This is a genomic window from Vreelandella lionensis, assembly GCF_002087295.1.
In the GTDB taxonomy this organism is placed as follows: domain Bacteria; phylum Pseudomonadota; class Gammaproteobacteria; order Pseudomonadales; family Halomonadaceae; genus Vreelandella; species Vreelandella lionensis.
The window spans coordinates 31,480-44,514 of sequence record NZ_MWVI01000042.1; the positions used below are offsets into that span (position 1 = coordinate 31,480).

Sequence of the window (13,035 nt, forward strand, 5' to 3'; positions counted from 1 at the left end):
ATTGAACGGTGGCGTACACATATTATAGTGAACGTTATCGTTCAAGAATAAACCATTTGAGGCCAACATGGGCACGTTAAACACTTCCTGGGGGCATCGGCTGCGCGGCATGCTGGCGGCACTGCTGATGATAGGCGCTACCGTTGTGGTAATACTCCTGCTAACCAGCCAGCACAGTAGTGCCCAGCAGGCACGCCAGCAGGGGGTAGATAACGCTTTATTACAGGTGGCAACCACTCCGCTTGCTGAGGCAGATGCGTTGAGGCGGGAAGTGCGCTTAACCGGTCGGGTGGTGGCGCGCCAGTCGGTGTCGTTGGCTTTTGAGCCAGCGGGGCGGGTGGAAGCCGTACTGGCCGAGCGCGGAGATGCGGTTGAACAAGGGGAGGTGCTCGCCCGTCTGGATACCCGCCGCTTGGAGAGCCGTTTAGCCGAAGTGGCGGCGCGCAGCGAAGAAGCCCGTGCCAGCTTGGCCCTTGCCCAGCGCCAGGAAGAACGAGAAGCACAGCTCAACCAGAGTAACTTTGCTAGCCGCACGGCGCTGGACCAAGCCCGCACCGACCGCTTAACCCTGCAAGCGCGACTCGCTGCCCTAGCGGCCGAGCGCGATAGTCTCACGGCTGACTTAGAAGACAGCACCCTAAAAGCCCCCTTCGCTGGTCGGGTGGTAGAGCGCCATATTGATGTGGGCAGCTTGGTGAGCAGTGGCACGGCGGCTTTCGATATCGTGGATACCCGCCACTTAGAAGCGCACCTTGGCTTGCCAGCCCGGCTAGCGGCGACGTTCACCATGGGGGAGTCTGTGACGCTGCACGTAAACGGCCAGCCCATTACGGGTGAGGTGCTCGCTCGCCTGCCCCAGGTGGATAGCGACAGCCGCACGCAAACACTGGTTGTGGCGCTGACAAGTAACAGCCGCGCGGTGCCTGGCGATCTGGCCGAGTTGAACTACTCGATTACCGAGCCCGCTAGCGGTTACTGGGTACCGCTATCTGCACTACGTGCCGCCGACCGCGGGTTGTGGAACGTACTGGTTGCCGAACCTCAGGAAAATGAGCGCTACCGTGTGGCACAGGCGAGCGTAGAGCTGCTGCATACCGAAGGCGACGACGCCTTTGTGCGCGGCACGCTGGCGCCCGGTATGCGATTAATTAGCAGTGGCACTCACCGCATCACGCCTGGGCAGCAGGTCACGCTCAGCGAGGAAGTGGCCCATGCAACGCATTGAGTGGTTGTTTAATCGCCGCCTGCTGGCGCTGTCGCTTGGCTTACTCATTGTCGCGGGGCTATCGGCTATCCAAACCCTTCCCAGGGCGGAAGACCCACACCTTGTCGCGCGGATTGCCACCGTGCTGGCACCGTATCCAGGGGCGACTCCCGAACAAATCGAAGCCTTGGTCGCGCGTCCTATCGAACAGGAGCTGCGCACCATTGCTGAGATTGATGTGCTGGAATCTACCTCGCGGCAAGGCATTGCCGTGCTCAGCCTGGAGCTGAGCGACGCGGTGACCAATGTCACGCCGGTGTGGAGCCGCGTGCGCGATAAGCTCAGCGATGTAGCTCCCTCGCTACCGGAAGGCGTGCAAACGCCGGAGTTGTTGGATGACCGTGGCTATGCGTTCAGTATCGTGGCCGCGCTGCGCTGGACGCTGGATACCTCGCCCAATCCACAGCTGATGGAGCGCTATGCCGAACGCCTAGAAGATCAGTTACGGCAGGTGGCGGGCACTGAATATACCCACCGTTTTGGCGTCGCCGGGGAGCAGGTCGAGGTGATGGTAGACCCGCTGGAACTGAATGCGTTAGGGCTCTCGGTTGGTCAGCTTGCCGGGGCCATTGAGGCGAGCGACGGCCGCCGCACGGCTGGCGAGGTGGTCACACAAGGGCATCGGCTAACGGTGGGCTTGAGCGGCGAGTTTGATGCGCTTGACCGGCTGCGGGAGATCAACGTCACCACCCAGCAGGGCCAGAGCGTCAAGCTAGGGGAAATTGCCGAACTGCGCCGTGGTGTTCAAGACCCACACAGCGCGGTAGCGCTGCTAAACGGTGAACGGGCCGTATTTGTAGGTGCCCGTATGGTGCCGGGCCAGCGTATCGATGCGTGGGTTGAGCGTGCCCAGGCGCAACTGGCGGCGTTTGCCGATGAACTGCCGATAGGGCTGGCGGTAGAAGAAGTCTTTGAGCAGGCCAGCTATACCAACCAGCGTCTCAGTGATGTAGCGATTAGCCTGCTGATGGGCCTGGTGCTGGTGGTCGCGATTCTATTTCTCACGATGGGCTGGCGCTCTGCGCTCACCGTTGGGCTGGCCATTCCGGCGACGGCGCTGCTCACCCTGGCGCTGTTCAAGCCGCTGGGGATGGAAATCCACCAGATGAGCATCATCGGTATTATTGTCGCGTTGGGGCTGATGGTGGATAACGCCATTGTGATGACCAATGCCCTGCGTGAGCGCTTCCTCCAAGGAGATTCCGCGCTGGCCGCGACTCGGGATGCGTTGCGCCATTTGGCGGTACCGCTGCTTGCCAGCACGCTCACGACCATTTTGGCGTTTATGCCCATTGTGCTGATGCCCGGCCCCGCCGGTGAGTTCGTCGGGCCGCTCGCCATGGCGGTCATGGTGGCGCTGGTCAGCTCTTATCTGATTTCGCTACTGCTGGTGCCTGCGCTTTCGCCCATGCTGCTGGCCAAGGTAGCCGCTAAACTGCCCGCCCCGCGAGATAATATAATGAAGCGGGCGTTTCGCGGCACGATTCGTAGCACACTGCGCCACCCCGTGGCGGCGATGGTGATCACCCTCTGTGTGCCGGTAGGTGGAATAGCGCTGATGCCAACGCTAGACGTAGCGTTCTTCCCTCCCGCCGACCGCGACCAGTTCCACATTGAAGTGCGCTTGCCCGCCGCCAGTAGTATCGCCAAGACAGAAGCGCTGGCCCACGAAGTGGAAAACATGGTGCGCGAGCTGCCGGGCGTGGTGCGTGTCTCCTCGTTTATCGGCGAAAGTGCGCCGATGATGTATTACAACGTCCTGACTAATGAAGATAACAACCCCGCCTTCCTACATCTGATCGTCGATACGGTGTCGTTAGAGGCCACCAATCAACAGGTGCCGGGGCTGCAGCAATCTCTGGATAAGCGCTTTCCTCAAGCCCAAAGCGTTGTGCGCAAATACGAGCAAGGCCCGCCTTTTAAAGCGCCCATTGAGCTTCGCGTGTATGGCGATGATCTGGAGGTTCTCTCCTCCCTGGGCCTGGAGCTAGCGGGCCTGATGCACCAGCTTCCCCAGGTAACCCACGTGCGTGCAGGGATGCAGCGTGATCTGCCTCGGCTAGTGCTTGATGTCGACCACACCGCGTTGAGCGATGCAGGGCTGTCGTCGCAGAATTTGGCGGAACAGGTAGGCGCTGCCCTCTCCGGCCAGCCTGCCGGTATGTTGTTAGAAGATACACAGCAACTACCGATACGTGTGCGTTATGACTATGCTTGGCGTACCGATGCCGAGCAGCTAGCCGCGCTGCGCTTGGTGAGTAATCATGAGAGTGAAGGCTTACCGTTAGCGGCTGTCGCCGGGAGTGATCTTGCCCCTTCATGGAGTGTGATTACCCGCCGAAATGCCGAGCGGGTACAGCTGGTGCAAGGCTATTTAGTGGCGGATGCGCTACCGGCCGTATCCATGGCGCAGTTAGATGCCAAGCTTCAGGCAGCGCTTGAGAACGGTGAGCTGACGTTGCCCGCTGGGTACCGTATTGAAACGGGGGGCGAGGCCGCCGAGCGCGATGAGGCCGTAGGTAAACTGCTCGCCTCGGTGGTTCTGCTAGTGATTGCCATGGTGGCTACGGTGGTGCTGGCGTTTAACTCCTTCCGCCGCGCCGCCATTGTGTTTATTGCCGGCGCCCAGGCCATGGGCATGGGGATTGTGGCGCTGCTGATGAGTGGCCATGCGTTTGGCTTCGTGATTATCGTCGGCATTATGGGGTTGGTAGGCGTCGCCATTAACGCCACCATCATTATTATTGCCGCCTTTGATGATGATCCGGCCGCCCGGCAAGGCGATATGGACGCGATGCTCGCGGTGATCAGCGGCCCCACGAGTCGGCACATTGTGTCTACTACTATCACTACTTTTGCAGGACTGATTCCCCTCATGGTCGCGGCCGGCGGCTTATGGCCACCTTTCGCGCAAACCGTTGGGTTTGGTCTGCTCTTGGCCACGCTGGTGTCGTTTTTCTTTACGCCAGCGCTGTACCGGCTTTGGGTCGCAAGAGCCGCAGCATAAGGGCACGCCTTTTCGCTTATTCATAACGTGGACTATATTGCTATTTGGTAAACGAGCGTATCCTTTGTGTAATGGCGTTATTGCCAGCGCGTAAGGATGACGCATTGCCGGCAGGCTAATGGCACTTGGAACACTGCCTGTTTCTAGGATGAGACGGCCCGAGTGCTGACATTCATTGGATGAAATGATGATGGTAGAGATAAAGCAAGAAAAAGGAGAGCCGCTGTTCCTCAGCGAACCCAGCAGTCAAGGGTTGCCGTACTGAGCGGTCTGCCCGAGGGCGAGGGTATCCGTATTCTGGATGTCAGCGCGGAGTATGTTCAGTTTTGGGGAGGAGAGCGTGACCACTGGTTAGGCGCTTCTCCTAAAATTGTGCATCAAGCGTCAGCGAACGAGCAGTTGATCTGCCAGCTCAACAGCGCATTGGCTTGTGGGAAGCTCAGCCTGGGATGCTCCATGTCAGGGCTAGACCACGCCGATGAAGCACCGCGCTCTCAAGCGCCAAGGCCGCTGATTGAGTGGCGTGTCACGGCTATGTCGATGCCTGGCTATGCCGATAATGTGTTAGTACTGGTCCAGCGAGATATCACCCAGCGGGTGGAGAAAGAGGCCGAATTAAAACGCCTCGCCACTACTGACATGCTCACCGGGCTGATGAATCGCTCTCGGTTTGATTACCTGCTCAAACACGAGCTTGGGCGGCTGAACCGCTATGTGCGGCCATTTTCGCTCATTATGCTGGATATCGACTACTTCAAGACGATTAACGACAGCCAAGGACACGACGTGGGCGACCAAGTGCTGCGCGCCTTGGCGACGCTACTGGAAAACAATCTGCGCACCGCCGACTACTGCGCCCGTTGGGGTGGGGAGGAGTTTATGATTCTTGCCCCTGAAACCTCACTCGACCAAGCGGCACAACTGGCCGAGAAGATTCGCCAACGCATCAGCAGCGCCTCTTTTCCAGGGGCTGAGCATGTCACCGTCAGCCTTGGCGTGGCAGAAGCCACCCACAGTGATACGCCCCAAAAGTATTGTTGAAGCGGGTTGATAATGCGCTCTATCAAGCGAAAGAGAGTGGGCGCGATAGGGTGGCATGTTAGCGAAAGGGGCCAAGCGGCCCCTTTCGTTGTTCTAAGCGGATGATTCAGCCTAGCGTGTCATAGCGAGGGAAGTGACAGGGGAGTTATCTACCTCATCGGCGAGCATTTCGGCGGTGATGGCGGAGAGCGTCCAGCCCAGGTGGCCGTGGCCCGTGTTGTAGAAAACGGTCGGCAATTTGCCGGGGCCGACTTTGGGCAGCATGTTCGGCATCATCGGGCGCAGGCCCGCCCAAGGCACCACTCGCTGGGTGCTGACGCCTGGGAAGTACTGCTCTACCCAGCGCACCAGCGGCTGAGTCCGATCATTGCGAATATCCCGGTTCGCGCCGTTAAACTCAGCGGTACCGGCCACGCGGAAGCGGTCGTTTCCCAGACGGCTGGTCACCAGCTTGGTTTCGTCATCCAGCAAGCTCACCGTCGGCGCGGCCTGCTGTGAGGCTTCGTCGTCCAGCTGTACGGTGATGGAGTAGCCTTTGACCGGGTAGATGTTAACGCGGTCGCCCAACTTGGCGGCGATGGCACGACTGCCAACGCCCGCACACACCACCACGCTATCAAAGCTTTGGCGTATTTCTTCCCCGTCGATTGAAGCGCTGACCCAGGCACTGTTCTCATCCGCACCCAGGTTGGTCACCTGATGGCCGTAGTTCAGCTTCACGCCGCGTTTAGCCGCGGCCTTGGCGAGGCCGTTGGTGTATTTGTGAATATCCCCTGTGGCATCGCTTTCGGTAAAGAAGCCGCCGTAATAGCTACCCGCCAGCGTGGGTTCGATGGCGCGCATTTCCTCCGGGGTCACGGCACGGCGCTCAAGCCCGCCTTGGTGCAGAAGCTGTGAGACCTTAGCGGCATGCTCGTAGCCCGCTTTATCGCGGTAGATATGCAGAATGCCTTTCTGTTTCACGTCGAAATCGATCTGCTCGTCTCGCGCCCACTGAAACAGGTGTTCCCGAGCCGCAATGGCGAGGCGCGTTGTTTCGGTGGTGTTGTCGGCATAGCGGGGAATGGCGGCGATAAATTCCGCAAACCAGCTCAGCTTGTGCCAAGTAGGGCGAGGGTTGACGAGCAGCGGGGCGTCGTTTTTCAGCATCCAGCGCAGGCCTTTGATGACCGTAGGCAGTGGTTCCATACCTCAGCGTTCGAAGCGGAAAGCTGGCCACCGTTGGCAAACGAGGTTTCCATCGCGGCGTAGCGATGCTTTTCAAACACAGTGACGTTAAAGCCGCGTTTTACGAGGGCATAGGCGCTGGTAATACCGGTAATACCACCGCCAATAATTGCAATGCGTTGCATGAGTCTCTCCACAGATTGTATGAGCGTCGGGCGATACCCCCAGCAAACATGTTTGCTAGGCGTACCCCTTCCGTCATGGAACCTGAGAGATTCACGCCGATGATGTGGCGCTTCTCCTTCGGTGGGCTGAGTGACGCAGTCATCAACCGCTCTTCGGAACGTATTGGTAAAAACGTTAGCCGTTGCGGTCCGTTGGCCTGAGAGTTTCCGGGGTCGTTGCTCCTTCGGCGCTGGTGTCGTGTACCAGTCTCTCCCGCAAATGCGTACTTAACGTTGTAACGCGGCAGTGCTAAAAAGGAAATAGGCGAAAAGTGGAAGCCGCTCAATCGCGTGGCTTTGCCAGTTTGCGTGTTTTCACACACAATGCCCGCTATCTTCAACTCGCTATTTTCGATCAATTATCTTCAAGCAATGGACAACGCGCATGCAGGCAAACGGATTTTTTGAGGGCATCGGCGAGGCGATAGGCGACGCCATCCGCGTCGTGGTGGAGTTTTTGGTGGGGCTCTTCACCAACTTCTTTGGTGCCTTTGATGACTTTATCGGCGGGCTGACGCGTTCGCTGGGGATTAACGACTCGTTTTTAAGCCTAGCGATACTGCTGATTGGCCTGCTGGTGCTATGGGGTGGGCTGCGTGCGTTTTTGCGTGGCTCCATTATTGGCGGCATTTTCCGCACGCTGATTGGCCTATTTATCCTGTCGTGGCTGATGATGTAGCGCCCCGGCCTCCGACCCACGCCTGCGCGACGCCGCAGGCGATCACTAGCCCACAGCCGCTTAATTGCAAAGGCGAAAGCGCTTCGCCAAACAGGCTCCAGCCAAAAATCACTACCGCCACCGGCTCACAGTAAGCTAGCGTGCCGTATAGCGCGGTGGGCAGGCGGTTAATCGCCATCACCGCGCACAGCAGCGCCAAAAAACCGGGCACAAGGCCTGCAGCCAACAACCACGGCACTTGCCATGCGCTGGCGGTTAGCCCTGCTGGCTGCCATAGCGCAAACGGCAAGATCATCAGCGCCCCGACCGCCAACTGCCAGAAGGCGCAGGTGCGGTCATCCAGGTGGCGCGGCAATCGGCGGTTCGTCAGGATAAAACCGCTGTAAGCTAGCATGGCCGCTAAGCCAAAACCCATGCCAATCACGTCCTGCTGATCGTCCAGGTTGAGTCGAAACTCCTGCATCATCGCGAACCCAAACAGCGCCAAGCCAATGAGCGAAACCTGCGCCGCTGCAAGCCGTTCGTTAAACAGCGCATGTGCCGCGATAGCCGCCACAATCGGCGCGAGATACACCATCAAAATGGCGTTGGCCATTTGGGTGTAGTTCATCGCCTGCACGTAAAACAGGATGAACGCCGCCAGCAAACTACCGCTAATCACCACCTGCCGCCCTGGCAGTGTGGTGAGTCCTGCATGGCGTTTTGTCAGCAGTAAATAGCCGAGCAAAAACAGCGCCCCTAACCCCAACCGGTAGAAGGTAATGCTTCTGCATTCAGCCCGGTGATGCGCGAGATCACGCCGATGGTGGCCATGCCCACGGCAGCCACTACCGCTAGCAATAGGCTGGAAGGAGCAACGGTGAGCGAGGGAGACGGTAGTGGCATGCTGATCGTCCTTGAGCGAGTTTCATGAGCATATGACGCATCGTCATTTGCTTCTTTGGTGCATTTTGTCATCATCTGCACTCTTTTTGTGCAAAGGCGAGTGCGATGAAAACGTATCTTGGCAAGATGCGCGGAGAACGAACGCCGCGCCCCCGGGTAGGCTGGCAGGATGCCTGCTGGTCATGGCTGGGTGCCTTTACTGGCATGGCGCTGATTTGCTGGCTAAGCGCCGAGTGGCTCTCCCAGCAGCTGTTGATCGTGGGCTCGTTCGGGGCAACCTCGGTGCTGATTTATGCCGCCCCGGAAAGCCCCTTTGCCCAGCCAAGCCATGTGCTGTTTGGCAGCGTGCTCTCTGCCTGTGTGGGCGTGGGCTGCTATCAACTGCTGGGGGCCACGCCGCTTTCGATGGCGTTGGCGGTGTCGCTCTCCATTTTGGTCATGCAGCTTACCCATACCGTTCACCCGCCAGGGGCTGCCGCTGCGCTGATTGCCGTGGCAGGCGGTGCCAGCGTGCATCAGTTGGGCTGGTGGTATCCGCTGATCCCCATTGGCGCAGGCTGCATCGTCATGCTGGTGGTGGCGATTCTGGTCAATAACTTGGCGCGCCACCGCCGCTATCCGCGCTACTGGTAGCGCTGTAGCTGCGCTTCCAGGGCAAAAATATGCGCATCCTCGGTGCCCAACTCGCGCAGCGCTTGGGCTAGGGTTCAGCAAGTAAGCACTGTTGGGGCCGCTAGGGCCATGGGCCTGGGCAATTTGCTGGGCGATGTCGGCCAGCGGGGCATCGCCTAAAACCGCTGGGTTGTCTTCGCTGGCCAGAAAATCAGCCCCTCGCTAGGCGCTTGGTCGGCGTCAGGGTTACCCGCCTCATCCAAAAACGTCAGGTGACTTTTTCCCGCAGGTAGCCGTTTTTCTCCCGCACATCCAACGGTGCGAGCACCTCTGGGGTGATGCGGTAGGCCATGCCGTGACATACCGCTCCTTCGGCACGAATCAGCGTCGCCACTCGCCCCGGTGCTTCCGGCGTGCCGCGGTGGTCGTGGGAGCCCTGCCAGAAGCGCCGCGCCCAGCCGGTAATCGCTGCAGGCCGGCGCTCTAAATAGTCAAAATCGGCCTTCCAAATCAACGAGCCGTAGCCAAAAAGCCAGATATCCGCATGGCCGTCGAAGAAGTTTCTTTGCTGGTTTAACGTTGTGGTATCAAGCAACATAAGCGATCTACATTTGTGACCAAAGTGGCTGCACGCGCATGGCGTTAACGGTGGTTCATCATCCGGGTTATACGATTGATTTACCAGCCAATCACCCCTTCCCCATGGAAAAGTTTCGGGTGCTTCGGCAGCTCTTGGGCGAGCAAACGCTGGCCTGCCCCATCGAGTGGCACACGCCCCAACCGGCCACCCTCGAAAGCCTGCAACGCGTGCATACACCAGAGTACGTTCAGGCGTTTTTGCACGGCCAGCTTGATCGTGCCGCCCGCGGCGTAGTGGATTCGTTTGGTCTGAGGCCTTGGTGGAGCGAGTGCGGCTGGAAACCGGCGGCACGCTGCTCACCCTGGAAGCGGCGCTGGCCACCGGGCTTGCCTGCAACTCGGCGGGCGGGACGCACCACGCCCATGCGGATGCTGCCAGCGGCTACTGTTTGATCAACGATTTAGCCGTGGCCGCCGCCCACGCGCTGGCACAGGGCTGGGTAGAGCGTGTGCTGATTGTGGATTGCGACGTGCATCAAGGCGACGGCACCGCGCGACTCTTTGCTAACGAGCCCGGCGTGTTTACCTTTTCCATGCACGCGGCGCGTAACTTCCCCGCCTGCAACAAAAAGCGACCTGGATATCGCCCTGCCCAACGGCATGGAGGATGCTGCTTATCTAGCCGAACTCGCTTCTTGGCTACCGGGGTTACTCGCCGCTTACCAGCCGGATGTGGTGCTCTATGATGCGGGCGTGGACGTGCATCAGGATGACCGCCTGGGCTACTTATCGCTAAGCAGCGATGGGCTCTATGCCCGAGATCACTACGTGCTAAACCTCTGTCGCGAGTCTGACATTCCCGTGGCGGCGGTGATTGGCGGCGGCTACGACCGCGATATTACCGCCCTCGCCACACGCCACGCCCAGCTGCACCGTGCCGCTGCGGATGTGCTGATGATGTAACGCCCTCTTTCAGAAAAAGGATAGAAAACGATGCGCGCCATTTTTTTGGTAGATAACGGCTCCAAGCGCCCACAGGCCACCCATAACCTGCGCCGGGTGGCTGCGGCGTTAAGTGAACAGCTGGGGGAGACCGTTCAGGCGGCCTCGCTGCTGCACTCCAATAAAATCCCCGCTGAAGAGGTGGGTGGCATACCCGCCATTACGCTAGGCCCCGCTGCCGAACGCAGCGCCGAGGCGGGAGCCACCGAGATTATCGTGCTGCCGTTTTTCTTCGGCTCCAGCCAAGCGCTGACCGGCTACCTGCCCGAGCGAATGACCGCGCTACAGGCGCGTTTCCCTAACGTGTCGGTGCGGGTTGCTCAGCCGCTGGTGGATGAGCTGGGGAATAACGACCTGCGCTTGGCACAGCTGTTGGCCGATAACGTACGTGCGCAGCTGCCTGAACAAGGCACTGCCAAGGTCGCGCTGGTGGATCACGGCAGCCCCATCCCCGACGTCACTGCCGTGCGCAACCGCTTAGCGGGGCAGTTGAGCGTGCTGTTAGGCAACGACGTGCGCTGCGTGGCGGCGGCCTCTATGGAGCGCCGGGAAGGTGACGAGTACCGCTTTAACGAGCCGCTGTTGGAGAACTTGCTGGATACGCCTGAATTCAGCAGCAGCAACGTGGTGCTGGCGATGCTGTTTCTCTCCCCAGGCCGTCATGCCGGTGAGGGTGGCGATATTGCCGAGATTTGCGCCGCCGCCGAACAGCGCCACACCGGGTTGAAGGTGACGACCACCGCGCTGGTAGGCGAGCACCAGGGGATTGTTGAGATTTTACACTCGCGGCTGCGCCAAGCGCTTGACGGAGAACGCTTTCTGCTGGAAATGCCTGCACACGCTTCAGATGCCCGGTAAAGGAAGGCAAAGAGGGGAGATGTAACGTCGCCCAAAGGCGCGTAGAATCGGGGGTTTTTGCAAGCGTGCTCGTTCATCAACCAGCGTTTCTTCGTTTCAGAGTTTTTTCGTTAACCAGGGCTTCTATCTTGATCGCAACCGCCAATATCACCATGCAGTTTGGGGCCAAGCCCCTGTTTGAAAACGTTTCCGTCAAATTTAATAACGGCAATCGCTACGGTTTGATTGGCGCGAATGGTTGCGGTAAGTCCACCTTCATGAAAATCCTGGGTGGCGAGCTGGAGCCCTCGTCTGGGCAGGTGATGCTGGATAGCAGCACCCGGCTGGGTAAGCTGCGCCAGGACCAGTTTGCCTATGAGAACGAGCGGGTCATCGACACCGTTATCATGGGCAACGCCGAGCTGTGGAAAGTGGCCGCCGAGCGTGAGCGCATCTACTCGCTGCCTGAAATGAGTGAAGAAGACGGCATGGCCGTAGCTGATTTAGAAGTGCGCTACGCCGAGTTGGATGGCTACACCGCCGAGTCCCGCGCGGGCGAGCTGCTGCTGGGCCTGGGCATTCCTATTGAACAGCACACCGGCCCCATGAGCGAAGTCGCGCCCGGCTGGAAGCTGCGCGTACTGTTGGCGCAGGCGCTGTTCTCCGACCCGGACGTGCTGCTGCTGGACGAACCCACCAACCACCTGGATATCAATACTATCCGCTGGCTGGAAGAGATTCTAAAAGCGCGCAGCAGCACCATGGTGATTATTTCCCACGACCGTCACTTCCTGAACAGCGTGTGTACCCACATGGCGGATCTGGATTACGGCGAAATCACCTTGTTCCCCGGCAACTACGACGACTACATGACGGCCGCCACCGCTGCCCGTGAGCGTCAGCACTCTGATAACGCCAAGAAGAAAGCGCAAATTGCCGAGCTGCAGCAGTTCGTCAGCCGCTTCTCGGCCAACGCCTCTAAAGCGAAGCAGGCCACCTCGCGTGCGCGCCAGATCGATAAAATTAAGCTGGAAGATATCAAACCCTCCAGCCGGGTGAGCCCGTTTATCCGCTTTGATCAAAACAAGAAAATCCACCGCAACGCGTTGAACGTGGATGCGATTACCAAAGGCTACGACGGCGAGCCGCTGTTCAAGCGCTTCTCTATGACCGTCGAAGCGGGCGAGCGCATTGCCATTATCGGCCCTAACGGCATTGGCAAAACCACGTTGCTGAAAACCCTGGGCGGAGATCTACGCCCAGACGCCGGTGAAGTGAAGTGGACCGACGCCGCCGAGCTAGGCATCTTTGCCCAAGACCACGCCGATGACTTCGCCAATGACGCCACGCTGTTTGAGTGGATGGGCCAGTGGACCAAAGGCGGTGAGCAAGTAGTACGTGGTGCGCTGGGCCGCATGCTGTTCTCAAGCGACGATATCAACAAGTCGGTGAAGGTGATCTCTGGGGGCGAGCAGGGCCGCATGCTATTTGGCAAGCTAACGCTCACCAACCCCAACGTGCTACTGATGGACGAGCCCACCAACCACCTGGATATGGAGTCTATCGAAGCGCTCAACCTAGCGCTGGAGAACTACCCCGGCACGCTGCTGTTCGTCAGCCACGACCGGGAGTTTGTTTCCAGCCTCGCCACGCGCATCATCGACATGCAGCCGCATGGCATCGTCGATTTCAGCGGCAGCTACGACGACTACCTGCGCAGCCAAGGCGTGGTGTAGCG

At 59.2% G+C, this 13,035-nt stretch carries 12 protein-coding genes, 2 pseudogenes and 2 riboswitches; of the genes and pseudogenes, 9 read left to right on the forward strand and 5 right to left on the reverse strand.

Features of this window, described 5'->3' with window-relative positions; genetic code table 11:
• Positions 1-67 precede the first annotated feature (67 nt).
• The 3 genes from B4967_RS05155 to B4967_RS05165 all read left to right on the forward strand — a co-directional run bounded on the left by B4967_RS05155 (position 68) and on the right by B4967_RS05165 (position 5,312).
• Positions 68-1,225, forward strand: coding sequence for an efflux RND transporter periplasmic adaptor subunit (locus B4967_RS05155; protein ID WP_083024015.1), 1,158 nt, complete (start codon positions 68-70; stop codon positions 1,223-1,225).
• Positions 1,212-4,271 carry an efflux RND transporter permease subunit gene (locus tag B4967_RS05160; protein WP_083024017.1) on the forward strand — a complete coding sequence of 1,020 codons (3,060 nt, stop codon included), beginning with the start codon at positions 1,212-1,214 and terminating at the stop codon, positions 4,269-4,271. The genes B4967_RS05155 and B4967_RS05160 overlap by 14 nt, the downstream gene beginning before the upstream one ends.
• A gap of 456 nt (positions 4,272-4,727) precedes the next feature.
• Positions 4,728-5,312, forward strand: coding sequence for a GGDEF domain-containing protein (locus tag B4967_RS05165; protein ID WP_139794410.1), 585 nt, complete (start codon positions 4,728-4,730; stop codon positions 5,310-5,312).
• A gap of 111 nt (positions 5,313-5,423) precedes the next feature.
• Here B4967_RS05165 and B4967_RS05170 read toward each other — a convergent pair whose 3' ends face one another.
• Together B4967_RS05170 and B4967_RS21190 are read right to left on the reverse strand one after the other, a co-directional pair.
• A complete protein-coding gene (locus B4967_RS05170) occupies positions 5,424-6,500 on the reverse strand; it encodes a D-amino acid dehydrogenase (protein ID WP_243470345.1) in 1,077 nt (358 codons plus the stop codon).
• Positions 6,455-6,664 carry an FAD-dependent oxidoreductase gene (locus tag B4967_RS21190; RefSeq protein ID WP_243470346.1) on the reverse strand — a complete coding sequence of 70 codons (210 nt, stop codon included), beginning with the start codon at positions 6,662-6,664 and terminating at the stop codon, positions 6,455-6,457. Before B4967_RS21190 ends, B4967_RS05170 begins: the two co-directional genes overlap by 46 nt.
• A 60-nt stretch (positions 6,665-6,724) precedes the next feature.
• A riboswitch (glycine riboswitch) is annotated at positions 6,725-6,831 on the reverse strand.
• 8 nt (positions 6,832-6,839) lie between these two features.
• Positions 6,840-6,930: riboswitch (glycine riboswitch) on the reverse strand.
• Between the two features lie 158 nt (positions 6,931-7,088).
• On the opposite strand from B4967_RS21190, the gene B4967_RS05175 reads away from it, so the two are divergent.
• Positions 7,089-7,382 (forward strand): hypothetical protein, encoded by a 294-nt coding sequence (locus tag B4967_RS05175; RefSeq protein WP_044630200.1) that lies wholly within the window; start codon positions 7,089-7,091, stop codon positions 7,380-7,382.
• Here the strand turns inward: B4967_RS05175 and B4967_RS05180 are convergent.
• Together B4967_RS05180 and B4967_RS20685 are read right to left on the reverse strand one after the other, a co-directional pair.
• Positions 7,357-8,109 (reverse strand): DMT family transporter, encoded by a 753-nt coding sequence (locus B4967_RS05180; RefSeq protein ID WP_340638692.1) that lies wholly within the window; start codon positions 8,107-8,109, stop codon positions 7,357-7,359. The two genes, B4967_RS05175 and B4967_RS05180, sit on opposite strands and share 26 nt — an antisense overlap.
• A gap of 11 nt (positions 8,110-8,120) precedes the next feature.
• Complete coding sequence (locus B4967_RS20685; RefSeq protein WP_340638693.1) at positions 8,121-8,267, reverse strand: hypothetical protein; 147 nt, start codon at positions 8,265-8,267, stop codon at positions 8,121-8,123.
• Between the two features lie 105 nt (positions 8,268-8,372).
• On the opposite strand from B4967_RS20685, the gene B4967_RS05185 reads away from it, so the two are divergent.
• On the forward strand, positions 8,373-8,900 hold the full coding sequence (locus B4967_RS05185; RefSeq protein WP_016915214.1) for an HPP family protein: 528 nt from the start codon (positions 8,373-8,375) through the stop codon (positions 8,898-8,900).
• Here B4967_RS05185 and B4967_RS05190 read toward each other — a convergent pair.
• Positions 8,891-9,477, reverse strand: a pseudogene (locus tag B4967_RS05190) (gamma-glutamylcyclotransferase). The gene B4967_RS05185 and the pseudogene B4967_RS05190 overlap by 10 nt on opposite strands.
• A gap of 38 nt (positions 9,478-9,515) precedes the next feature.
• On the opposite strand from B4967_RS05190, the gene B4967_RS18850 reads away from it, so the two are divergent.
• The 4 genes and pseudogenes from B4967_RS18850 (at position 9,516) to B4967_RS05205 (ending at position 13,033) form a co-directional block, all read left to right on the forward strand.
• A complete protein-coding gene (locus B4967_RS18850) occupies positions 9,516-9,911 on the forward strand; it encodes an arginase family protein (RefSeq protein WP_243470347.1) in 396 nt (131 codons plus the stop codon).
• Positions 9,821-10,421 (forward strand): annotated as a pseudogene (locus tag B4967_RS05195) (histone deacetylase family protein). The gene B4967_RS18850 and the pseudogene B4967_RS05195 overlap by 91 nt, the downstream one beginning before the upstream one ends.
• 30 nt (positions 10,422-10,451) lie before the next feature.
• Entirely contained in the window at positions 10,452-11,318 is an 867-nt protein-coding gene (locus B4967_RS05200) for a sirohydrochlorin chelatase (protein WP_083024019.1), read from the forward strand.
• Positions 11,319-11,446: 128 nt separating this feature from the next.
• Complete coding sequence (locus tag B4967_RS05205; protein ID WP_083024021.1) at positions 11,447-13,033, forward strand: ABC-F family ATPase; 1,587 nt, start codon at positions 11,447-11,449, stop codon at positions 13,031-13,033.
• Positions 13,034-13,035: the final 2 nt, after the last annotated feature.